The sequence below is a fragment of the Geomonas diazotrophica genome, assembly GCF_018919385.1.
Classification (GTDB): domain Bacteria; phylum Desulfobacterota; class Desulfuromonadia; order Geobacterales; family Geobacteraceae; genus Geomonas; species Geomonas diazotrophica.
Genome location: NZ_JAHLMF010000005.1, coordinates 49,882 through 72,864 on the forward strand (window position 1 = coordinate 49,882; position 22,983 = coordinate 72,864).

Here is a 22,983-nt window from a genome sequence, read left to right on the forward strand (position 1 = left end):
GACAATCAAAACTTCGGTAAAACTTCAAGCGCGCGGCGCTAACGCCCCGTTCTTGCCGCGTAGAATTCCTGTCTGAACTTGACGAACTCACCCGCTGCGATGGCCTCCCGCACCCGTTTCATGAGGTTCAGGAAGAAGTGCAGGTTGTGCCAGCTGTTAAGCCGCGAGGCCAGGATCTCCTGGCTGCGGTACAGGTGCCTGAGATACGCCCTGGTGTAGTTGCGGCAGACGTAGCAGTCGCAGGCCGGATCGATGGGACCATGGTCCTCAGCGTAGATGGCCGCCTTGATGTTGATTCTGCCGAAACTGGTGAACAGGGCGCCGTTTCTGGCGTTCCTGGTGGGCATGACGCAATCGAACATGTCGAAGCCGTTGTAGACCGCCTCGACCAGGTCCTCGGGGGCGCCGATGCCCATGATGTAGCGGGGCGCCTGCTCGGGAAGGATGTCGCTGCACTCCTGCATCATGCCGTGCATCACTTCCTTTTCCTCGCCCACCGACAGCCCGCCGAGGGCATAGCCATCGAAGCCGATGTCGATGATCTGCTCGGCGCTCACCCGCCGCAGATCCGGGTGCATCCCCCCCTGCACGATGCCGAAGAGCGCCTGGTCGGGACGGTGATGCGCCTCCTTGCAGCGCCGTGCCCAGCGCGTGGTCAACTCCAGCGACTTTTGCACGTAGGAGCGCTCGGCGGGGTACGGGGGACATTCGTCGAAGCACATCGCGATGTCGGCGCCAAGCGACTCCTGGATCGCGATGGAAACCTCGGGGGAGATGAAGTGCGGGGAGCCGTCGATATGGGAGCGGAACTTGACCCCTTCCTCGGAGATCTTCCTCAACTCCCCCAGCGAGAAGACCTGGAACCCGCCCGAATCGGTCAGCATGGGGCGGTCCCAGTGCATGAAGCGGTGCAACCCTCCCATCCGCCCGATCAGTTCGTGCCCGGGACGCAGGTAGAGGTGGTAGGTGTTGGCGAGGATGATCTGCGCCCCCACCTCGACAAGTTCCTCGGGGGTCATCGCCTTGACCGTCGCCTGGGTGCCGACCGGCATGAATATCGGGGTTTCGATCTTGCCGTGCGTGGTTGTCAGAGAGCCTAGACGGGCCGCGCAGCCCGGGTCCTTCTTGATCAGTTCAAACGATATAGCTGACAATAACTGTTCCCGTAAATGGATTTCAAAAGCTGTCGAGTATTTATTCGCCCCTGCAACGTCCACCGTAGGGGCGAATAATCATTCGCCCCCGCCCTTCCCTGCCGCCTCGGCCATCAGGCGATGAACATCGCGTCGCCGTAGCTGAAGAACCGGAAGCGCCGTTTCACCGCCTCGCGGTAGGCGTCCAGCATGATCTCTTTTCCGGCGAAAGCGCACACTAACATAAATAGTGTCGATTTGGGGAGATGAAAATTCGTTATAAGCGCATCGACCACCCGGAACCGGTACCCGGGGAGGATGAAGATGTCCGCCTCGCGCTCCCCGGCCTCCAGCTCGCCCGAGGCTGCGGCGTGCTCCAGGGCCCGCATCGAGGTGGTCCCGAGAGCGATCACCCTCCCCCCCGCCTCCTTGGTGCGCCGGATGGCCTGCGCGGTCTGGTGCGGGATCCGGTACAGCTCCCGGTGCATGGTGTGCTGGGAAAGGTCCTCGACCCGGACCGGCATGAACGTCCCGAGCCCAACGTGCAGGGTGAGCGGCGCGATCTCCACGCCGCGACCCCGGATCTCAGCCAGGATCTCCGGGGTGAAATGCAACCCGGCGGTCGGGGCGGCCACGGCCCCCTTCTCGCGCGCGAACACGGTCTGGTAGCGCTCGAGGTCCTCCCCTTCGGGTGCGCGCTTGATGTAGGGGGGCAGCGGCATGCTCCCCGCCTGTTCCAGCCACCCCATGAAGTCATCGCTCCCCTCGAAGCGGACCCGCCACTCCCCTTCCTCGCGGGTGAGCACCGTCGCCGTGACCGCGGCGGGGAGCATGATGCGGGTGCCGGCGCCGGGAGTCTTGGAGGCCTTGATCAGACAGCTCCAGACCTCATCTGCGCCGGGGACGCGGCGCACCAGGAACACCTCGACGGCGCCGCCTGTTTCCTTGTGCCCCTTCAGCCGGGCCGGGATGACCCGGGTGTCGTTGAGAACCAGGAGGTCGCCCGGGCGAAACTGCGCCGCGATGGCGGCCACAGTGCTCTCCCCGACCGAGCCGGTGGCGCGGTCCAGGGTCAAGAGCCTCGAGGCGTCCCTGCGGCTGGCCGGGTGCTGAGCGATCAGCTCCGGCGGAAGCTCGTAATCGAAATCTGAAAGGCGCATGCTATCGACCGTACCCGCCGGAGAGCTTCACGCCCGGATAGTAGTAAGTGAGGATCTCGCGGTAATCGAACCCTTCGTTGGCGCGCCCCTTGGCGCCCCACTGGCACAGGCCGACGCCGTGACCGGAACCGGTGCCGATCATCTGCACCTCGTCGCGGCTGCCGCGCAGCTCGAAGTTGGTGCTCTTCACGCTGCCGTAGCCGAGGGCCTTCCTGAACGCCACCGCCGGGATGACCACGCTCCCCCTGGAGCATTCGGCGACCACGTCCTGCACCCTGCCGCTTTGGTTCCTGCCGCGCACGCGCAGCTCCCTGAGCCCCGCCACCTGGAAGCCGGCGCCCTTGAGCGAGCTCTCCACCTTCTTGAGGGGGAGGTTCAATTCCCACCGGATAGGGTTGGAGTCGCCGCAGTAGCGGCAGGAGACGCCTTGGAGGTACGGGATTGAGAGCCCCCAGACGTTCTTGGAGGACTCGGTATGGCCGCCGCAGTTGGAATGGTAGAAGGCCTGGATGGTCTTGCCGTTGTAGCTGAGCACCTCTCCGGCGGTCTCACGCACGCCGTAGGCGGCCCGGCTGTCCTCTACGTCGGCCCCCTCGTACACCTGGTCCATCACGCTGGACTCGAGCTGGTAGCTCGCGCCGCGGCGGGCCTGCATCTGGTACACCGCGTAGGAGCGGGCGATGACGGCCTGCGCCTTGATGGCCTCGATGGGCCATGCGGAACTGATCTCGCAGTTGATGAGCCCGACCAGGTACTCCTCGAGCGGAAGCTCGTTCACCACAAGGAGCCCCTTGTCGGCGGCCGAGACCTCGATCAGGGCCCGGTATCCCTTGCCGTTGATCGTGATGCGCGAAAACGCCGAGGCGACCAGGCGGTTCACGGCCCTGCCGTTCACGCTGAGCCCGCTCCCCGAGCGGCGCACCTCGAGCGGCATCTCCACCCTGAGCGGTTCGCCGCGGCCGTCGGTCAGGAGCACGCCGTCGCCGTCGATCCTGAGGGTCTCGGCCCCCTTGAACAGGGCCACCCGCACCATCTCCGGTCGCATCGCCGCGGCACTACCCCCGGCGGCGAGGCAGATGATTAATATGATCAACGTCCTGAAGCAGCTCATCAATTCCGTATACACATGGGTTTAACCGTCCCGTAAAAGCCCTAGATATAAACCATGGAACCGCCCGCAAAGTCAATAATTTTGTCGCTCTAATCAGAGCGGTTTCAGCCTAATTAATTGGCAAGCGATTTGCTTTGTTTCTCATTAAATATGGATCCCGGCACGCGGCACCCCAAGGGGGCGTTCGCGCGCAGTGAAGCTAAGACGTCGATCTCAGTCGGTTTGAAGGCAACGGCGCGGAGCTCTATATACCTAAATAACTGTTGCCAGAAGTGCAAAAAAAGGCTATATGGCTGTAGGACATAGCCATATAGCGTGATCTGCGCCACAGTACGGACCGGTAATGTGCAATTCCCTTAAAATCAAGATCCTCACCCTGGTCACCGCGATTCTGGTCGTAGTCATCTCTACTGTGGCGTACCAAAACTACCGGCAGCAGAAGGAAATGCTGCACGAAATCGCCAACCGGAACACCTCGGTCCTGATCGAGACCATAAAGAGTTCGGTCGCCAATGCCATGCTCTCCGGCCGCTCCGACGAGGTGGCCGGCATCTTCGCGAGGATCAAATCCAGGGAGTTCGTCAAGTCCATAAGGATCGTGGACGCCGAAGGGAAAATCCTCAACTCGGCGGACCGCGAGGAGATCGGCAGCAAGGTCCCCGAAATGGGCCGCCCGAAGCTGCCCACCCGCAACCTGTCCCTGCTCCCCGAAGAGGGGGTCTTCCTCTCCTACGCCCGCATTTTCAACGCGCCGCAATGCTACAAGTGCCATCCCGCCAGCAAGGAAACCCTGGGGCTTCTCGAGATCAAGCTCTCCCTGGGCTACATGAACGGCTTCATCTCCCGTGAACGCGAGATCGCCATCGCCTCCGCCATCATCCTGGTGCTGCTCACCGTGGCCACCATCTTCACCTTCCTGGTCATCTACGTCGAGCGCCCCATCCGCAAACTGATGCGCTACATGGAGCAGGTGGAGCAGGGAGACTTCAGCAAGGAAATCAGCCTCACCTCCAGCCGGGAAATGCACTCGCTCGGCAACAGTTTCAACCACATGGTCGGCACCATCGCCAACCTCATGGAATCGGCAGTGAAACACGAAAGGGAGCTGACCCGGGCCCAGGAAAAGCTCGCACACCACCGCGAGACCCACCTGATGAACGGCCGGCTCGAGGAGCAGATCCGGGAGATCGAGAACCTGAACGTGACCCTGGAAGAACGTATCGAGGAGATCGAGGAGGCGAACTACAAGATCGCCGATCTGGCCGGAGAACTGGAGGACAAGAACACAAACCTGGAAAAGGCGGTGGCGAAGCTCTCCACCCTGTACCGCCTTGGGCTGGCCATCAACTCCACCATCGAGGTGGAGGACCTGTACCGGCTGGTGGTGAAGACGACCATGGACACGCTGCAGGCCCAGGTCGGCTACGTGGTCCTGTACGACGCCGAGCACGGCGAGCTGCGCATCACCAACCTGGTCGGCTACCGCGACCCCAACCCGCAGTACCTGCGCGTCCCCATGAAGCCCTCCAGCGTCTCCAGCTGGGTGATCCAGAACAGCAAGCCGCTTCTCATCACCGACATCTCCCTCACCCCCGAGTTCGACCGGCTGAGCCCGCTCGGCTTCGAGAGAAAGACCCTGATCTGCGCCCCGCTCATGGTGAAGGACGAGATCATCGGCACCCTGACCGTGGTCAACAAGCAGAACAACACCGTCTACAACCACGAGGAGCTTGAGCTCCTCTCCACCATCGCGGCCCAGGCCTCCATCGCCATCAAGAACGCCATGCTCTACGACGAGCAGCAAAAGACCTACCTGAACACCATCCAGGCGCTGGTCTCGGCCATCGAGGCGTCCGACAGCTATACCCGCGGCCACTCCGAGCGGGTCACCCGTTTTTCCCTGGCCCTGGCCAGAAAGCTCGAGCTCCCCGCCAACCGCCTCAAGGTGATCGAGCGCGCCGCCATCCTGCACGACATCGGCAAGATCGGCATCGATCTCTCCCTGCTGCACAAGGAAGATTCCCTGACCAGGGACGACGTGGCCGAGCTGCAGCAGCACCCCACCATCGGGATGACAATCCTGGAGCCTATCGAATTCCTGCACGACGTGCGGCTGTGCATCGGCCAGCACCACGAACGCTACGACGGCAAGGGGTACCCGAACCGCCTGACCGGCCAGGAGCTCCTCCTGGAATCCCGCATCCTGGCCATAGCCGACAGCTTCGACGCCATGACCTCGGACCGCCCCTACCGCAAGGCGCTGAAGCTCGAGGTGGCCATCCAGGAGCTGGCCGAAAACGCCGGCACCCAGTTCGACCCGGAACTGGTGCCCATCTTCATCAAGCTCCTGAAAACGCCCAATTTCCTGCCGCAGCGCGAGGAGTACCCAGGTCTGCACGTGGTACCCGCCCCGCCCAAGGCCGGCAGCGCACCTCACTCCTGCGTTGCCCAGTAATTCAAATAATGGTATAAGATAAACCTTTGCAGCGCGGCCGGCAGAGCCAGTCCGCGCCGTTTTTGTGCCCCCAGCGGGCACCGGGAGCCCTCGTGCCGGCACTTCTAGAAATCACAGGACTGCGCACCGAATTCCGCTTGAAAGGCGGCGTGCTCAAGGCCGTGCGCGGCGTTGACCTCAGCGTCGACGCCGGCGAGACGCTTGCCCTGGTGGGCGAGTCCGGCTGCGGCAAGAGCATCACCGCGGCATCCGTGCTCAGGCTGGTCCCCCCGCCGGGCCGCATCGTATCCGGCTCCATCCGCTTCAAGGGGGAGGATCTGCTGGCTCTCTCCGAGGAGCGCATGCGCCAGATCCGTGGAAACCGGATCGCCATGGTGTTCCAGGACCCGATGACCTCGCTGAACCCGGTCTTCACCGTCGGCTTCCAAGTCGCCGAGGGACTCAGGATCCACCGCGCCCTCTCGGTACAGGCGGCCGAACGCGAGGCGGTCGAGCTCTTGACCCAGGTCGGCATCCCCGCCGCCGTGGACCGGGTCCGGGACTACCCGCACCAGCTCTCCGGCGGCATGCGCCAGCGCGTCATGATCGCCATGGCGCTCGCCTGTGCGCCGGAACTGGTCATCGCCGACGAGCCGACCACGGCGCTGGACGTGACCATCCAGGCGCAGATACTCGAGCTTTTGGACCGGCTCATGGAGCAGAACCGCATGGGGCTGATCCTGATCACCCATAACCTCGGCATCGTGGCCGAACGCGCCCACCGGACCGCCATCATGTACGCCGGCGAGATCGTGGAGAGCGCGCCCACCGCCGAGCTCTTCGCCAACCCGCTGCACCCCTATACCAAGGGGCTCCTCGCCTCGCTCCCCGAATTCGGCACGCCGGGCGAAAAGCTCGCCACCTTCGCCGGGGGGGTGCCGGATCTGCGTGGCGACCTGACCGGCTGCCCCTTCAAGGAGCGCTGCCCGATCGGCGACGAGGGATGCGCCAGGGAAACCATCGAGATGAGGGAGGCGGCGCCGGGACACCTCGTGCGCTGCCGGAAGGTATCATGACGCCGCTTCTGACCGCAGAAAACCTGGTGAAGCAGTATCCCGTAAGGGGGGGGATGTTCGCGGAGAAGCGGATACTCACCGCCGTGGCAGGGGTCGACCTCGAGCTCTACCCGGGAGAGACGCTGGGGCTCGCGGGCGAGTCGGGTTGCGGCAAGTCGACCGTAGCGAGGCTGTTGACCGGGCTCACCCCTCCCACCTCGGGGAACATCCGCTATGCCGGGCGGGAGCTGGCGCAGATGAGCAGGGCCGAGCTGGCCCAGTACCGCAAAGAGGTGCAGATGGTGTTCCAGGACCCGTTCTCCTCGCTGAACCCGCGCATGCGGGTCGCGGAGATCCTGGGGGAGCCCCTGGAGATCCACCGCATCGGCAGCGCCGCGGAACGGCGGGAACGGGTGGCGGAACTGCTCAGGCGGGTCGGACTCTCCCCCGAGCACATGATGCGCTTCCCGCACGAGTTCTCCGGCGGACAGCGCCAGCGGATCGGCATCGCGCGCGCGCTGGCCGTCTCACCGAAGCTGATCATCGCCGACGAGCCGGTCTCGGCCCTGGACCTCTCCATTCAGGCCCAGATCATCAACCTGCTGCAGGAGGTGAAAAAGGATCTGGGGCTCTCTTTTTTGTTCATCACCCACGACCTCTCTGTGCTCCGGCACCTGAGCGACCGGGTGGCGATCATGTACCTGGGGAGGATCGTCGAGACCGGCAGCCGCGACCAGGTGCTGAGCCGCCCCCTGCACCCCTACACGGAGGCGCTCCTCTCCGCGATACCGAGCATCGACCCGAAGAAGAGGACCAGGCACGTGATCGCGAAGGGTGAGCTCCCCTCGCCCGTTGCGCCCCCCAGCGGCTGCCCCTTCCATCCGCGCTGCCCCTACGCGCGGCCGGTCTGCAGCGAGAAGAGGCCGGAACTGCAGGGAAAAGTGCCGGGGCAACGGGCGGCCTGCCACTTCAGCGAGGAAATCTTCCTCAGCGAAGCAAAGTAATTCAGTTGACAATTGCTATTAGCATATATAGATTATCTTTAGCCCAAACCGGAGGATACTACGTTGGCATTTGACAAGACCAAAGATTACGGAAAAGAAGCGGAAATGCTAAAGGTGCTCGGGCACCCGATCCGCCTGAAGATAGTGGCAGGGCTTTGCACCCAGGAGTGCAACGTGAAGCACATCTGGGAATGCCTGGGGCTCCCCCAGGCGACCGTGTCGCAACACCTGGCACTTTTGAAGAACAAGGGGATCATCGAGGGGACCCGCGATGGGGTCGAGGTGCACTACGCGGTGGTGAGCCCGTTCGTGCGCAGGCTGATCGAGATCCTGCACGCGGAGCCCTAAGAAGACGAGACAGGCAAAGGCCAGGACCGCACCCACCCGGGGCGGTCCTAGGTGCCGCTGACGTCGAGTTCGGCAATCCTCAGCGAAGGCGACCCGGTCGAGCCGAAGAAACGCAGGTCGTTCCCTACCAGGTCCACCCTTCCAAACAACTCCAGCAGGTTTCCCGCCAGGGCCAGCCCCTTGACCGGGTACCTGATCTCTCCATCCTCCACGTAAAAGCCCGCGGCGCCGACCGAGAAGTCACCGGAGATCGGGTTAGCCGTATGCATCCCCATCACCTCGGTTATGAAGACCCCCTTACGCACCCCGGCCAGCAGCGTCGCGAGGTCGGCCCCGCCCGGCTCGACATGGAGGTTGTGCGCCCCGACCCGGGGAGGGCTCTTGATGCCGCCGCGCACGGCGTTGCCGGTTGAGCGCGCCCCCAGGCGCCCACCCCAGTAGCTGTCGTACAGGTACCCCTGCAGCACGCCCCTCACCACCAGCGGGGTGTCCTGCTGCGCTACCCCTTCGCCGTCGCAGGGGGCGCTCCCCATGCCGCAGGGAAGAAGGCCGTTATCGCGTACGGAGACGCGTTCAGAGAAGAGCCGCTCCCCTACCCTGCCGGTCAGCAGCGACTTCCCCTTGTGCACGTTTTCGGCGAGGAAGGAACCGGAGAGCACGTCGACGAGGTCGGCGGCGACGCGGTTGTCCAGTACCGCCTGGCAGCGCATAGTGGGAAGGGTGCGCGCCCCCAGGAGCCCGGTCGCCTTGCGCCCCGCCCCCCGGGCCACCGCGCCCAGGTCTATTCCCTCGAAGGAGGGGGAGAAGGCGTAGTCCCAGCCGGTCTGGGCGTCGCCGTCGGACTCCGCCACGGCGGAAACGCTGCAGCTGTTGTAGGTGCCGCTGTAGGCGGCATCGAGCCCGAGGGAATTGCGGGTCAGGGAGTGGTAGACCGATTCGCTGTAACTGCATTTGCGCACCCGCTTCACCCGCGGGTCGACGTCGAGCACCAGGCGTTCCAGTTCCAGGATGCGGGCGACCTTGAGCGACTCGTCAACGGCGGGAAGAGCAGGGTCGAAGAGCCAGGGGGTGTCGGGGTAGGAGGGGCTCGCCTCGGGAAAGGTGTGGAACTCGTCCGGGCTCTGCACCCGGGCCGCCACCAGCGCCCCTTCCACCATGCGGGAGAGCGAGCCGTCGTCCAGCGCGGTGGAGTAGGAGAACCCCATCCCCCGGCCGACCAGGAGCCGCAGGGAGACCCCGAAGGGCTCCGCCACACGGAAGGCATCCACCTTCCCCTTCTTCACCTCGATGACGACATCCCGCGAACCGGAGACGGCGATCTCGTAGCCGTCGATCTGCCGCCCCTTGAGCAGGCGCTCCACCGCATCTGCGTGTTGTGCCAGTTCCATTTCCATTTTTGCCTCGGAAGATTTTGACAGGCAGCCCGCTCATAGCAGCTTCTGTCCGGTGGGTGCTGTAGGGCAGATAATCGTTTGTTTCAGCGTCGGCACCCAGGCCGATGCCGATGGCGGTCGAGGCTGCGGTGCGATGAACCAGGGCGATGAGTCGTTGTAGGGGGAGACAGGCACCAGCCCAGCCGCCGGTGCCCGGCCGGTGCAAATGGCGAGCGGCGTTGAGGTGCGATGAGGCGGGGCGAATGATTATTCGCCCCTACAGGTCTTAGGCGCTGTCCCTCCTCCTGGCCCTGCGGTTACAGCTCGAGGATCATCGCGATCTCGTCGCAGTCGGGGAACTTGACGCACTTGATGCAGTCACCCCAGACCTTGTGCGGCAACTCGGACTTGTCGGCCACCTTGAAGCCGAACTTGGCGAAGAAGTCGGGCTTGTAGGTGAGGCAGAAGAGCTTCTTAAGCCCCAGGGCGCGGGCCTCCTCGATGCAGGCCCCGACCACCTGGCTGCCGATGCCGCGCCGGCCGGCGCTCTCAGCCACCGCCACGGAACGGACCTCGGCCAGGTCGTCCCAGACGATGTGCAGCGCCGAGGTGCCGAGCAGCTGCCCGTCCTCCTCGAACACGTAGAAGTCGCGCAACGCCTCGTACAGCTCTGAAAGCGAGCGGGAGAGCATCTCGCCGCGGCTCGCGAAGTTGGTCAAAAGTTTCTGAATCTCTTTTACGTCGCCAATCCTGGCCTTTCTGATCATCTCACTGCCTCCTGAATCAACTCCCTGGCATGTTCCAGGGTCTTTTCCGTGACGCGCGCGCCGGAAAGCATGCGCGCCACCTCGGCCACCCGCTCCTCCCCTTCCAGGAGGTCCACGCCGGTGGCGGTACGTCCGTCGGCCACCCTCTTCTCGACCTTCAAGTGCCGGTCGGCAAAGGCGGCCACCTGCGGCAGGTGGGTGATGGCCAGCACCTGCTGTTCGCGGGCCACGCGCTTCAGTTTCTCCCCAACCAGGGCCGAGGTCGCCCCACCGATGCCGGTGTCCACCTCGTCGAAGATGAGAGTGGGGACCTCGGAGTCGGGGTGGAGCTGCTTAAGCGCCAGCATGAGCCGGGAAAGCTCGCCACCGGAGGCGATCTTCGCCAGCGGTTTCGGGGGCTCGCCGGGGTTCGGGGAGAAGAGGAACTCGGCGCGCTCGAAGCCGTAGCTTTTCGCCTCGGCGCCCTTCTCGAAGGCGGTCTCGAAGACGGCGTGCTTCATGGCGAGTTCGGCGAGCTCGCGCTCCATCCCCGCCTTGAGCTTCGAGGCCCCTTCCTCACGCGCATTGGTGAGCTTCGCACCGAGAGCCGCCATTTCCTGCTGAAGGAGCGAGATCCGCGCCTGCAGCTCGCCGCGGGTCCCTTCGAGGTTTGAGAGCACCGACAGCTCCTGGTCCACCTGGCGCTGGTACTCGAGGATCTCCTCGATGCTCGCGCCGTACTTCTTCTTGAGGCGGCTGATGGCATCGAGCCGGTCGTCGAGCTCCTCGAGGCGGGCCGGGTCCGACTCGACCCGGGCGGCGTAGTCGCGCAGGGTAAGGGAGGCGTCTTCGAGCTGGGCGTAGGCCGTCTCGAGCGCATCGCTCACCGGGACGAGGGCGGCATCGATGCGACCGGCGTCGGCGACCCCGGCGATGATTCCGGAGAGGTTCCCGAGGATCGGGGCGTCGCCGCCGTAGAGTGCGTCGAAAGCGCTCTGCGAGGCCGCCATCAGCTTCTCGCTGTGCATGAGCCTGCCGCGCTCCTCGGCAAGTTCCTCCTCCTCGCCGGGGACGAGCTTCGCCTCGGCGATTTCGTTGCTCTGGAAGGCGAGCAGGTCGAGCCGGCGGGCCGCCTCGCGCTCCCCCGCCTCGAGCGCCTGCAGCTCGTGCTTCGCGGCCTGGCACTCCTCGTAACGCGCGGCGAACTCGGCGCGCAGGGAAAGCGCACCGGAAAAGCCGTCCAGAAGGAGCAGGTGCTGCTCGGTCTTCAGGAGGCTCTGGGCGTCGTGCTGGCCGTAGATGTTGATCAGGTTGCGGCAGATCTCGGAGAGAAGCGAGGTGGTGGCGAGCCCGCCGCCTATGAAGACGCGGCTCTTGCCGCCGGGGGCAACCACGCGCCGCACCAGGAGCTCGCCGTCGCAGTCGATCCCCGCCGCCGCGAGCGCGGTGAGGAGCGAGTCGCGCCCGGAGAGGTCGAAAAGGGCCTCCACCGAGGCCTCCTTGGCGCCGGAGCGGATCAGGTCGGCGCTGCCGCGCCCCCCGAGGATCAGGTTCACCGCGTCGATGATGATCGACTTGCCCGCGCCGGTCTCGCCGGTCAGGATGTTGAGCCCGGGGCTGAACTCGACGTGCAGCTTGTCGATGATGGCGAGGTTGGTTATCTGGAGCTCTCTGAGCACTTAGCGTTCACCCCACTTGAGCTTGGTGCGGAGCACCTCGAAGTAGTCCTTGCTGCGGGACTGGATCAGGCGGGTCACGTGGGGTGCCTTCCGGATCTGCACCACGTCGCCGGAGAGGAGCTTCATGCCGACCTGGCCGTCCAAGGTCAGGAACACGGACTCGTCCGGGGCGTAGTTCAGCTTGATGGCGATCTGGGCGCCCGCGTCCACCACCAGCGGGCGGTTAGTCAGCGTGTGCGGACAGATGGGGGTGATCGAGATGCACTCGAGCTCGGGATGGATGATCGGGCCGTTGGCGGAAAGCGAGTAGCCGGTCGATCCGGTCGGGGTCGATATGATGAGGCCGTCGGCCTTGAAGGTGGTGAGGTAGCGCCCGTTCACCGAGGTCTCCATGTCGATGATCCTGGCCAGGGCCCCCTTGTTGATGACCGCGTCGTTCAGCACCCGGTGCAGTTCGACCACCTCGCCGGCGCGCTCGACGCACGCCAGGAGCATCATGCGCTCGGTCACCTCGAAGTCGCCGGCCAGGCAGCGCTCCATCGAGGGGTAGAGCTCGTCCAGGGTGATCTCGGTGAGAAAGCCCAGGCTCCCGAGGTTCACCGCCAAAATGGGGACGTCGCGCTCGCCGATCAGGCGCGCGGCCGCGATGAGGGTGCCGTCGCCACCAAGGACCACCACGAGGTCGGCATCGCGCGCGATCTCGGAGCTCTCGGCGCTCTCGGCGAGCGTGGTGCGCCTGAGCCTCAGGGAGAGATGCTTCTCCACGTGGGCGGTCACGCCGCGGCCAGCCAGCCACCCGATCAGCTCTTCGGCAACCCCCAGGCAACGCGGATCGTGCACTTTCGCAAAAATGGCGATTTTTTTCATCACGAGCCCTTTACTTGTACTGTAATCTAGGATTTACTAGCACAGTTGGTGTATCATGTCCAACGGAAAACTGGCGCACCCCAAGTAGTCCAGCAGAGACTTTTCCCACAATAACTACGTGCAGATGCAGGGTGACTCATGACTGAAGAGCAGATCGGCATCAACGAAGAGCTTGACAAGCAAATGCTCATTATCAAGTCCTTTCTGGAGCACCTGGAGTACACACTGGGAAAGGACAAATACTCGGCCACAGCCTATGACAGGTTCAACGCCCTCGCCTATGCGGTCCGCGACCACCTGGTTGAGCGCTGGCTCGACACCCAGCAGGCCTACTACAACTCCGATAACAAGAGAGTCTACTACATATCGATGGAATTCCTGATGGGAAGGACCCTCAGCAACAGCCTCATCAACCTGGGGGTTTGGGAGGACTTCAAGGACGCCATCACCTCCTTGGGGAACGACTTCGAGCAGATCGTCAACGAAGAACAGGACGCGGGGCTTGGCAACGGCGGCCTTGGGCGGCTCGCCGCCTGCTTCCTCGACTCCATGGCCACCATGTCCATCCCGGCCTACGGCTACGGCATCCGCTACGAGTACGGCATCTTCCGGCAGCACATCGCGGACGGCGCCCAGGTCGAGATCCCGGACAACTGGCTGCGCTACCGAAACCCCTGGGAGCTGGACCGGCAGGAGCACCTGCACACCGTGAAATTCTACGGCCGGGTCATCTCCACCTTCGACCAGAACGGAAAACTCGTGCGCGAGTGGGTGGACACCGACGACGTCATGGCCATGGCCTACGACACCCCCATCCCGGGCTACCAGACCCACAGCGTCAACACGCTCAGGCTCTGGAGCGCCAAGTCCAGCCGCGAGTTCGACCTCAAGTTCTTCAACGAGGGAAACTACATCCGCGCCGTGGAAAAGAAGATGCAGTCGGAGACCATCTCCAAGGTGCTCTACCCCGCCGACAACGTGGTGGAGGGAAAGGAGCTCCGCTTCAAGCAGGAATACTTCCTCGCCTCGGCCACCGTGCACGACGTCATCTACCGCTTCAAGAAGAAGCACCAGGACATGAGGCTATTGCCGGAAAAGGTTGCCATCCAGTTGAACGACACCCACCCCACCCTCGCCATCCCCGAGCTGATGCGGGTTCTCATCGACGAGGAAGGGGTCGACTGGGAGGACGCCTGGGAGATCACCAGGAAGACCTTCGCCTACACCAACCACACCATCCTTCCCGAGGCGCTGGAACAGTGGCCGGTATGGTTCTTCGAGCAGATCCTGCCCAGGCACCTGCAGATCGTCTACGAGGTCAACGAGCGTTTCTTGAAGGAGATCCGGGAGAAGTTCCCCGACGAGCCCGAGCGCCCGGCCAGGATGTCAATCGTCGAGGAGCACTGGGAGCGCAAGATCCGCATGGCGCACCTGGCCATCGTGGGGAGCCACTCGGTGAACGGCGTTGCCGCCCTGCATACCAAGATCCTCAAGAACGAGCTGTTCCGCGACTTCTACGAGATGTACCCGGAGCGCTTCAACAACAAGACCAACGGCATCACCCAGAGGCGTTGGCTCAAGATGTCCAACCCCGCACTCTCCGGCCTGATCGACGAGTATATCGGCGGCGGATGGACCAGGAGCCTCTACGAGCTGGAGAAGCTGCGCGCCATCGCGGCCGACCCCGAGTTCGTCGGGCGTTGGCAGCAGGTCAAGCGTGTCAACAAGGAGTTGCTGTGCCGCTACATCAAGCAGCACAACGACCTCGACGCCGACCCGGACTCGCTCTTCGACGTGCAGGTGAAACGGCTGCACGAGTACAAGCGCCAGCTGCTCAACGTCCTGCACATCATCACGCTCTTCAACCGGATCAAGGACAACCCCGCCGCGGAGGTGGTGCCGCGCACCTTCATCTTCGCGGGCAAGGCGGCACCTGCCTACGCCGCCGCCAAGCTGATCATCCGGCTCATCAACGCCGTGGCCGCCGTGGTCAACCACGACCCGGACGTCGCGGGAAGGATCAAGGTGGTCTTCCTGGCCAACTACGGCGTCTCGCTGGCCGAGAAGATCTTCCCCGCATCCGACCTCTCCGAGCAGATCTCCACCGCCGGCACCGAGGCCTCCGGGACCGGGAACATGAAGTTCGCCCTGAACGGCGCCCTCACCATCGGCACCCTGGACGGCGCCAACATCGAGATCATGGAAGAGGTCGGTCGCGACAACATCTTCATCTTCGGCATGACCGCGGCCGAGGTGTCGCAGCTGCGTGCGCGCGGCTACAATCCGCGGGAATACTACAACGGCAACCGGGAACTGAAGCGGGTACTGGACATGATCGCCTCCGGCTTCTTCTCCCCCTGGGCTCCCGAACTGTTCACCCCGCTCACCGACTCGCTTTTGAACCTCGGAGACCACTACATGCTCCTGGCCGACTACGCCTCCTACGTCGCCTGCCACGAGAAGGTCGCCGAACTGTTCAAAAAACCCGAGGAGTGGGCGCGGCGCGCGATACTCAATTGCGCCGGCATGGGCAAGTTCTCAAGCGACAGGACCATCGACCAGTACGCCCGCGAGATCTGGGGCATCAAGCCGGTGGACATCCTCCCGGGAGCCGTGGAACTGCAGAGGCATTGATTGGATCTTTTCAACGGAACTGACGAACGATTCGCGCCGCTTGCCGAACGCATGCGGCCCCGCACCATCTCCGAGTACCTGGGACAGGGGCACCTTCTGGGCGAAGGGAAGCTCCTCAGAAGCCTGATCGAAACCGATCGGGTCACCTCCCTCATCTTCTGGGGCCCCCCGGGCTCCGGCAAGACCACCCTGGCCCGCATCATCGCGGGCGCCACCAAGAGCCACTTTATCTTCTTCTCGGCCATCATGAGCGGCATCAAGGAGATCCGCGAGGTGGTCAAGGAAGCCGAGGACACCCTGAAGTACCAGGGGAAACGGACCATCCTCTTCGTGGACGAGATCCACCGCTTCAACAAGAGCCAGCAGGACGCCTTCCTCCCCTACGTCGAGCGCGGCACCTTCACCATGATCGGCGCCACCACGGAGAACCCCTCCTTCGAGGTGATCGCGCCGCTTCTGTCGCGCTGCAAGGTGCTGGTATTGAACCCGCTCGCCGACGAGGAGATCCGGCAGATACTGGCGAACGCGCTCATCGACCGGGAGCGGGGTCTGGGAAAGTTCGAGTTCACAGCCTCCGAGGATGCACTCTCCTTCATGGCCGAGCAGGCCGGCGGAGACGCGCGCATCGCGCTGAACACCCTGGAGACGGCGGCGCGCCTGGCGCGGGACGGCGACATCTCGCTGGAGACCGCCCGCGAGGCGTCCCAGAAGAAGCCCCTGCTCTACGACAAGGGGGGTGAGGAGCACTACAACGTCATCTCGGCGTTCATCAAGTCGATGCGGGGCTCCGACCCGGACGCGGCGCTCTACTGGCTCGCGCGCATGCTGGAAGCGGGCGAGGACCCGATCTTCATCCTGCGCCGCATGGTCATCTTCGCATCAGAGGACGTGGGCAACGCCGACCCGCGCGGGCTGCAGATAGCGGTCTCGGCGCTGGAGGCCTTCCGCCTGGTGGGGATGCCCGAGGGAAGGATCATCCTGGGGCAGGCCGTCACCTACCTCGCCACCGCCCCCAAGTCCAACGCGAGCTACCAGGGGATCAACGAGGCGCTGGCCGAGGTGAGGAAGTCGGGGGGGCTCCCGGTACCGATGCAGATCAGGAACGCCCCGACCAAGCTCATGAAGGGGCTCGGGTACGGCAAGGGGTACCTCTACCCGCACGACTACCAGGACGGCGTCGTGGCGCAGGGGTACCTCCCGGAGCAGCTCTCGGGCAGACGTTTCTACACCCCCAAGGAAAGCGGCTACGAGAAGAGCATCAGGGAGCGCATGGAGTGGATCCGCGGTCAGCGGGAAAAGACGAACGATCCCGGGCGCTAAGGCCTTGTTGAAAACGGGGCACCACATGATATATTCAAGCTGGCCCCGCCCCGGGGTGGGGTGCGGCATCGGCAAGACAACTTCCAGCGGAGTCAGAGCATGAAAAAGATCGGGATTCTTACCAGCGGCGGAGATTGCTCCGGCATGAACGCGGCGATCAGGAGCGCGACCCGGACGGCGCTGGGACACGGGGTGCAGGTGGTCGGCTTCAGGAAAGGGTACGCGGGCCTTCTGAAAGGGGACCTGCTGGAGATGACCACCAGGGACGTGGCGGGGATACTGCACCGCGGCGGTACGTTCCTGCAGTCGGCCCGAAGCGAGGAGTTCCGCACCGTGCTCGGCAGGGAGAAGGCGGTCCGTCACCTGCAGGACCTGGGGATCGAGGGGCTGGTCGTCATCGGCGGGGACGGCTCGCTCAATGGAGCGCTCGCCCTGCACCGCATGGGGGTGCCGGTGATCGGGATCCCCGCCAGCATCGACAACGACATAGCCTATACCGACATGGCCCTCGGCGTCGACACCGCCTTGAACAACATCATCTACGCCGTCGACTGCATCAAGGACACGGCCAGCTCGCACGACCGCGCCTTCGTGATCGAGGTGATGGGGAGAAACTCGGGGTACCTCGCCAGCATGAGCGCCATAGCGACCGGCGCCGAGTACGCCATCATCCCCGAGGTGGAGTGCGACATAGCCGACCTCTGCAACCAGCTCAGGAAACGCTACGAGGAGGGGCGCAGCAACGCCATCATCATCCTCGCCGAAGGGGCCGGCCGCGCCCAGAACATCGCCGACAACATCAAGGACGCCATCGGCTTCGAGACCCGCGTGACAGTGCTCGGACACTACCAGCGCGGCGGCGCGCCCTCGGTCTTCGACCGGCTGCTCGGGAGCCGCTTCGGCCACGCGGCGGTCGAACAACTTATCGCCGGCGAAAAGGGGACGATGGTGGGACTTTGCTGCGGCGAGATCTGCGCCACCCCCCTGGAGACGGTGGTGGCCAGCGAGAAGATGCCGCAGGACGAGTTGCACGACCTCTCGATGATTCTGGGAATCTAGCGGGACGGCGTGTAAACAAAGAAAAAGGCCGCGCACCGGGGAGACCGGGCGCGGCCTTTTCGCAGTTTTCGAGCGCTCCCCTTACGGGCGGCAGTAGGTGATCGCAGTCAGGACGGCACCCTGAGGGTCCTGAAGCACGCAAAAACGTCCCACCCGGGGGATGTCGGTGGGGGGCACCAGCACCTTACCGCCCAGTTCTTCGGCCATGGCGGCGGTCTGGTCCACATCGGTTACCGTCACGTACACCCCCCAGCCAGGCGGCTTGCGGTGTCCCGGTCCGGCCGGGGCCATCCCACCTACCTCCTTGCCGGCAACCTTGATCAGGGTGTAGTCACCTTCCCCGTCCCAGCGCTCGGTGCTCCAGCCGAACAACCTGCCGTAAAAGTTCTGTGCCGCGGGAAGATCATCCGTTGTCAATTCGAACCAGCTGAAAGCCCCTTGTTGCCGGAATCGGTCGGTCATCTGGCACCTCCTCACGCTCGAGATGAGCAAATGAGGAGAAGTATACTACGGTTCCGGCTTGTTCGCCTCAGTTTGGGGAGGGTTAGCGCAGGCCGACGCGGGAAAGGGCGATGCCGAGCCACTTGTTCAGGATGTGGTCGCGGGAGAGGAAACTAAGCGGAGGAGGCTTCCTGGTGCCAAGGGTGGCCAAAAGGGCCTTGATCTCATCGCTTCCGCCGACCGACATTCCCTTCCTGAGCACGTCGATGGCCAGCAGCTTGTCGCCGGCAGCCTGGTGAACCCGGGCCAGGTTCAGGTAGTGCGCCGGGTTCTCCGGTTCGAGGTCGAGAGAGGCCAGGCAGAGCTCGCGCCCCTTTTTCACCTGCCCGCGCTCCTTGGCGATGCACAGGCCGAGGTAGGAGTGCAGCAAAGGGTTGTCCTGAAGCTTCAGTGCCCGCTCCAGCTGAGCCAGGGCAGCCTGGTATTCGCCGGAGGAAAAGGCGGCAAGGGCGCGGCTTAACAGCTTCTCTGCATCTTCCTGCGGCACAGGCTCCATAGATCAACCCTCCGGGTTAAAGCAGTAACAGCAGATCCTGGTGTCTAACTATCTTGGTGGCGCAGTCGAGATCCCCGCGATAGGCGACGAAGGGGACCCCGGCCCCCTCGGCGGCGCGGCGGTCGACATCCGAGTCACCCACGAAAAGGGCCTCGTGCGGCGCGAGGCCGTAATGTTCCAGCACCTTGAAGAGGGGCTCGGGGTGCGGCTTGGGGTTCTGGACCCGCCCGGCCGTCATCACGCAGCTGAAATAACCATCGAGCCCGAACGACGCGAGCAGGATGTCCATGGAGCTCGCCCGGTTGGTGCATATCGCCAGTTCCACCCTCCCCTTCAACGCGTCCAGGGTCTCGCGCAGCCCCTGTTCCATGACCATGAGCGGAAAGAGTTTCCTGTAATCGATGCCGGCGGAAAAGGCGCGCACCTCGTCCATCCGGCTGTCGCCGGCGAACAGGTACTCGAGCACGTCCTTGTTGCAGTGGGTGTGCAGGATGCGCATGGTATCCAGGTCCGCCCGGTCGAGGGCCGGCTTGTCGAAACGCTCGAGTATCAGGTGATAAAAAGCGTAGTTTGCCTCGAAGGAGTCAAACAACACGCCGTCGCAATCGTAAATGACCGCCTTGATGTTCTGGCTCAAAACTCTATCTCCACGGCAGCCGCTGCTAGGCCTCGGCGTCACCGTCCCGTCCCATCCCTTGCAGGTATTCCTGCCACTCGATGGGAAGCATGTGCTTCTTCTTGTTGTTGCATTCCTTGCAGCAGGGGACCACGTTCCCCTTGGCCGACTTGCCGCCGCGGATGACCGGTACGATGTGGTCCATGGAAAGCTCCGCTGGGGGGAATTTCCCCTGGCACCAGTGGCAGACCCCTTTGGCCAGCCGGTTCTTCCACCACTGGCTGCGCCTCAGCTCGCGCGCCTTCTCGCGCTCGCGTCTGACCTCCTCCTCGGAGACCTCGATGATAAAGTAATCCACTACACCCTCGTATCGGGAGCCGCAGCCCCCTTACCTGCCGGCGCCGGCCCGGTAGCTGTCGATGGCCGCGCGCGCCAGTTCGTCACAGCGCTCGTTTTCCACGTGGCCGTTGTGGCCGCGCACCCAGACCCAGGTGATCCGGTGCGTCTTGGCGAGGGCGAGGAGTTTCTCCCAGAGGTCACGGTTTAGCACCGGCTCCTTCTTCGAGTTCACCCACCCCCTTTTCACCCAGCCGGCGAGCCACTCGGTCATCCCCTTGGCCAGGTACTGCGAGTCGGTGGTGACCACCACCTCGCAGGGGCGGGTCAGCGCCTCGAGCGCCTGGATCGCAGCGCTCATCTCCATCCGGTTGTTGGTGGTCTCACCCTCGGCGCCGGAAAGCTCCTTCACCTTCTCTCCGTAGCGCAGGATGCTCCCCCAACCGCCGACCCCGGGGTTGCCGCTGCAGGCGCCGTCGCAGAAGATCTCAACCCGCATGAGGCCGTCCCCCTTTTTGCTGCAGCAGGGCCGCGATGGCGTCCATGACCCGGTCCACGATCATCTGGTGGGTCTCCTTGCAGTCCTCGAGCTGGTACAGGTCGCTGAAGTCAAGCGGCGCGCCGAAAACGACTCCGCCCCGAAGGCCGACGCCAGGGAACTTCCAGCGGTTGATGCCGCTTAGCGCTGTGGGAATCACGTGAGGCCTGGTGTCGTAGATGATCTTGCCCACGCCGCGGTTCCCCTTGCCGAGCACGCCGTCCTTGTGCCTGGTCCCCTCGGGGAAGAGCATCACCTTCTGGTCGACGAGGAGCGCGTTGATCTGCTTGCCCGCGCGCACGTCGCGACCGCGCCGCACCGGGAAGGCCCCCCAGGATTGGTAGACGAATCCCATGAAACCTGCGAAGAGTTCCTCCTTGGCGGGAGCCCAGAGCATCTGCAACGGGTGGTTGCGGATGACGGCCCAGGGGAGGAACACGGTGTCGTAGGCGGAGATGTGGTTGGAGGCGATCAGGACCCCCCCCTTGGCAGGGATATGCTGGGCTCCCTCTACGCGAAACCGGTTCAACAAGGAGGCGTAGCTGCCGATTACCCAGACGGAGAAAGTAACCCAGAAGCGACGTAGCAGTGAAACCTTCAAGAAGAAAACCTCTTCATCACGTGGAATTTATTAGGAAGAAAGCTGATGTATAGCATGAATGGCGATCCGGGGGCAACCGTTTCCGCGTCAGCGGGGCAGCGTGAAGTAGAAGGTCGCACCGCGGCCCGGCTCCCCTTCTCCCCATACGCGCCCGTTGTGACGGCGCACGATGCGGCGCACGGTGGCAAGGCCAAGGCCGGTGCCGGGGAAATCCCGATAGGTGTGCAGCCTCTTGAAAGGCTGGAATAGCTGACCGGCCAGGCTGCTGTCGAAGCCGGCCCCGTTGTCGCGGATGAAGATGGCGGTCTCCCCTTGCTCGGTGGTCAGGGTGCCCAGTTCCACTACGGGGGTATCCACCTTGTTGCTGTACTTCCAGGCGTTGGAGAGGAGGTTTTCCAGAAGCACGCAGAGAAGCTGGGGATCGCCATGCACCAGGAGCTGTTCAGGGGCGCGGAAGGAAACCGGCCGATCGGGATTATCCTGCTGCAGTTGCGCGGCTATTTCACGGGCGGCGGGGACCAGGTCGAAGGAGGCGCAGGACAGGCCCACCTCGGTGACGCGGCAGAGCACCATGAGCGAGTCGAGCAGCGCCTCCATCTGGAGGCAGCCGTCATGAACCAGATCGACGAAGAAACGGCCGTTTTCATCCAGCTGTTCGCGGTACCCTCGAAGCTCCTGGGCGGAGCTGTAGACCCTGGTGAGCGGGGCACGCATGTCGTGGGAGATGGCATGGCAGAAGGCCTCCAGCTCCTGGTTGGCCTGGTGAAGTTCGGTAGCCTGGTGGGTCAGCGCGGCATTGAGGGCGGCGGTCTCCTGCTCGGCGAGCTTGCGGGAGGTGATGTCGCGAACCACCTCGATGCCAAAGAGCGGCTTTCCGTCGCTTCCCTTCAGTGAGGAGCCGATCAGCTCGACGTACCCTCCTGTGGCAGATGCTTCCGGCCCAAGTTCGGCGCGGTGCACCTTGCCGTCCTGGAAGGAGGCCAGCAGGTGGCATCCGGCGCAGGGCTGGCTCTCCTTGCGGTAAGCCTCGTAGCAGTAGCGGCCGATGTTGTCGCCGGTCATCTGCCGGTGGGCAGGGTTCTGGTAGAGGACCCTGAGATCGGGGTCCTGGATGGAAACCGCTTCCCCGAGGGCTTCAAAGATGCTCTCCATCTTGGCCCGCTCCCGTTGTGCCTCCTCCAGCGCCGCCTGCAGGGCCTGCTCGAGGGCGGCCTCGTTGCGATGGGCGCGGCGGCTGTAGAGGAGCAGGCCGCCGACCAGGAAAAGCACCAGGGCGAAGTCCTCGTGGCTGTCCGACGCCAGCAGATACTCGGCCAACGGCTTTCCGCCGAAGAGCAGGTAATCGATCAGGCCATCGACGACCCAGAACACCAGGACAAGCAGTGCTCCCAGCAGGATCTGAAAAAGGAAGGAGACGAACCCCGGTTCCGAGAGCTTGGCCCACCGGGCCATTCGCCGCACTACGTCCATACACCCTCGATGACTGCCCCGCAGCCGGGACAGGTTCCATTGCAGAGAAGATTCTTTCCCACCAGATAGCCGAGTCTCTTAATTAGCAGGGAGCCGCATAAAGAGCAATAGCTGTTTTCGCCCCCCTCACCCGGCACGTTCCCCTCGTAGACGTAACGCAGACCTGTGCCGCACCTCCGCTCCGACCGGTAAATTAGCGAGCGCAAATATAGCATTCGCTGGTGGAAATTTCCAGCGAAAATTTAAGGGGATGCCGGTTCGATCCGGATACCGTATACATTCCTGCAAACCGTTGTTCGACCAATTTGCGCAGAAATATTTTTTTGTGGTGGCCACTCATTTTACGCAAAGGTCAACGCAATGCCACCGTGAAAGCATACCTTTGTTTGATAACGGGAAATACCTTAGAAAATAGACGAGTTACAACGAAATGTCGAGGCAAGGACGGCGCTGAAAAATGAAATGTTTTAAAATGGAGGCTTAGTATCAGATCGTGACGTGA

At 63.6% G+C, this 22,983-nt stretch carries 21 protein-coding genes; 7 read left to right on the plus strand and 14 right to left on the minus strand.

Annotated elements, in window-relative coordinates; all coding sequences use genetic code 11:
* Positions 1 to 38 precede the first annotated feature (38 nt).
* The 3 genes from tgt to KOM00_RS06220 all read right to left on the minus strand — a co-directional run bounded on the left by tgt (position 39) and on the right by KOM00_RS06220 (position 3,404).
* Positions 39 to 1,154, minus strand: a complete 1,116-nt coding sequence (gene tgt, locus KOM00_RS06210) for a tRNA guanosine(34) transglycosylase Tgt (protein ID WP_216497990.1) — start codon at positions 1,152 to 1,154, stop codon at positions 39 to 41.
* 113 nt (positions 1,155 to 1,267) lie between these two features.
* Entirely contained in the window at positions 1,268 to 2,293 is a 1,026-nt protein-coding gene (gene queA, locus KOM00_RS06215) for a tRNA preQ1(34) S-adenosylmethionine ribosyltransferase-isomerase QueA (protein ID WP_216497992.1), read from the minus strand.
* A 1-nt stretch (position 2,294) separates the two neighbouring features.
* The gene (locus tag KOM00_RS06220) at positions 2,295 to 3,404 is read right to left on the minus strand and encodes a SpoIID/LytB domain-containing protein (RefSeq protein WP_216497994.1); all 1,110 of its coding nucleotides are present in this window, start codon (positions 3,402 to 3,404) and stop codon (positions 2,295 to 2,297) included.
* Between the two features lie 343 nt (positions 3,405 to 3,747).
* Between KOM00_RS06220 and KOM00_RS06225 the strand changes: the two genes are divergently transcribed.
* The 4 genes from KOM00_RS06225 (at position 3,748) to KOM00_RS06240 (ending at position 8,245) form a co-directional block, all read left to right on the plus strand.
* Positions 3,748 to 5,859 carry an HD domain-containing phosphohydrolase gene (locus tag KOM00_RS06225; protein ID WP_216497995.1) on the plus strand — a complete coding sequence of 704 codons (2,112 nt, stop codon included), beginning with the start codon at positions 3,748 to 3,750 and terminating at the stop codon, positions 5,857 to 5,859.
* A gap of 92 nt (positions 5,860 to 5,951) precedes the next feature.
* Positions 5,952 to 6,914 carry an ABC transporter ATP-binding protein gene (locus KOM00_RS06230; protein WP_216497998.1) on the plus strand — a complete coding sequence of 321 codons (963 nt, stop codon included), beginning with the start codon at positions 5,952 to 5,954 and terminating at the stop codon, positions 6,912 to 6,914.
* On the plus strand, positions 6,911 to 7,897 hold the full coding sequence (locus KOM00_RS06235; RefSeq protein WP_216498000.1) for an ABC transporter ATP-binding protein: 987 nt from the start codon (positions 6,911 to 6,913) through the stop codon (positions 7,895 to 7,897). Before KOM00_RS06230 ends, KOM00_RS06235 begins: the two co-directional genes overlap by 4 nt.
* A gap of 63 nt (positions 7,898 to 7,960) precedes the next feature.
* On the plus strand, positions 7,961 to 8,245 hold the full coding sequence (locus KOM00_RS06240; protein WP_216498002.1) for an ArsR/SmtB family transcription factor: 285 nt from the start codon (positions 7,961 to 7,963) through the stop codon (positions 8,243 to 8,245).
* Between the two features lie 47 nt (positions 8,246 to 8,292).
* Here the strand turns inward: KOM00_RS06240 and KOM00_RS06245 are convergent, their stop codons facing one another.
* The 4 genes from KOM00_RS06245 to KOM00_RS06260 all read right to left on the minus strand — a co-directional run bounded on the left by KOM00_RS06245 (position 8,293) and on the right by KOM00_RS06260 (position 12,910).
* Positions 8,293 to 9,639, minus strand: coding sequence for a TldD/PmbA family protein (locus KOM00_RS06245; protein ID WP_328758100.1), 1,347 nt, complete (start codon positions 9,637 to 9,639; stop codon positions 8,293 to 8,295).
* A 296-nt stretch (positions 9,640 to 9,935) separates the two neighbouring features.
* Complete coding sequence (locus tag KOM00_RS06250) at positions 9,936 to 10,385, minus strand: N-acetyltransferase (RefSeq protein WP_216498003.1); 450 nt, start codon at positions 10,383 to 10,385, stop codon at positions 9,936 to 9,938.
* Positions 10,382 to 12,043, minus strand: a complete 1,662-nt coding sequence (gene recN, locus KOM00_RS06255; RefSeq protein ID WP_216498004.1) for a DNA repair protein RecN — start codon at positions 12,041 to 12,043, stop codon at positions 10,382 to 10,384. Before recN ends, KOM00_RS06250 begins: the two co-directional genes overlap by 4 nt.
* Entirely contained in the window at positions 12,044 to 12,910 is an 867-nt protein-coding gene (locus KOM00_RS06260) for an NAD(+)/NADH kinase (RefSeq protein WP_216498005.1), read from the minus strand.
* A 138-nt stretch (positions 12,911 to 13,048) separates the two neighbouring features.
* Between KOM00_RS06260 and KOM00_RS06265 the strand changes: the two genes are divergently transcribed.
* From KOM00_RS06265 to pfkA, 3 genes are all read left to right on the plus strand, one after another.
* Positions 13,049 to 15,544 carry a glycogen/starch/alpha-glucan phosphorylase gene (locus KOM00_RS06265; RefSeq protein WP_216498006.1) on the plus strand — a complete coding sequence of 832 codons (2,496 nt, stop codon included), beginning with the start codon at positions 13,049 to 13,051 and terminating at the stop codon, positions 15,542 to 15,544.
* Between the two features lie 51 nt (positions 15,545 to 15,595).
* On the plus strand, positions 15,596 to 16,864 hold the full coding sequence (locus KOM00_RS06270; protein WP_236026801.1) for a replication-associated recombination protein A: 1,269 nt from the start codon (positions 15,596 to 15,598) through the stop codon (positions 16,862 to 16,864).
* 99 nt (positions 16,865 to 16,963) lie between these two features.
* A complete protein-coding gene (gene pfkA, locus KOM00_RS06275) occupies positions 16,964 to 17,923 on the plus strand; it encodes a 6-phosphofructokinase (protein ID WP_216498008.1) in 960 nt (319 codons plus the stop codon).
* 81 nt (positions 17,924 to 18,004) lie between these two features.
* Here pfkA and KOM00_RS06280 read toward each other — a convergent pair whose 3' ends face one another.
* From KOM00_RS06280 to KOM00_RS06310, 7 genes are all read right to left on the minus strand, one after another.
* On the minus strand, positions 18,005 to 18,385 hold the full coding sequence (locus KOM00_RS06280; RefSeq protein WP_216498009.1) for a VOC family protein: 381 nt from the start codon (positions 18,383 to 18,385) through the stop codon (positions 18,005 to 18,007).
* An 82-nt stretch (positions 18,386 to 18,467) separates the two neighbouring features.
* A complete protein-coding gene (locus KOM00_RS06285; RefSeq protein WP_216498010.1) occupies positions 18,468 to 18,920 on the minus strand; it encodes a tetratricopeptide repeat protein in 453 nt (150 codons plus the stop codon).
* 16 nt (positions 18,921 to 18,936) lie between these two features.
* Positions 18,937 to 19,557: an HAD family hydrolase gene (locus KOM00_RS06290; protein WP_216498011.1), complete on the minus strand. Its 621-nt coding sequence runs from the start codon at positions 19,555 to 19,557 to the stop codon at positions 18,937 to 18,939.
* A 25-nt stretch (positions 19,558 to 19,582) separates the two neighbouring features.
* Positions 19,583 to 19,894: an HNH endonuclease gene (locus KOM00_RS06295; protein ID WP_216498012.1), complete on the minus strand. Its 312-nt coding sequence runs from the start codon at positions 19,892 to 19,894 to the stop codon at positions 19,583 to 19,585.
* 30 nt (positions 19,895 to 19,924) lie between these two features.
* The gene (gene rnhA, locus KOM00_RS06300; RefSeq protein ID WP_216498014.1) at positions 19,925 to 20,371 is read right to left on the minus strand and encodes a ribonuclease HI; all 447 of its coding nucleotides are present in this window, start codon (positions 20,369 to 20,371) and stop codon (positions 19,925 to 19,927) included.
* Positions 20,361 to 21,011, minus strand: coding sequence for a lysophospholipid acyltransferase family protein (locus tag KOM00_RS06305; RefSeq protein ID WP_216498016.1), 651 nt, complete (start codon positions 21,009 to 21,011; stop codon positions 20,361 to 20,363). Before KOM00_RS06305 ends, rnhA begins: the two co-directional genes overlap by 11 nt.
* Positions 21,012 to 21,098: 87 nt before the next feature.
* On the minus strand, positions 21,099 to 22,481 hold the full coding sequence (locus KOM00_RS06310) for a sensor histidine kinase (protein WP_216498017.1): 1,383 nt from the start codon (positions 22,479 to 22,481) through the stop codon (positions 21,099 to 21,101).
* Between the last annotated feature and the right edge of the window lie 502 nt (positions 22,482 to 22,983).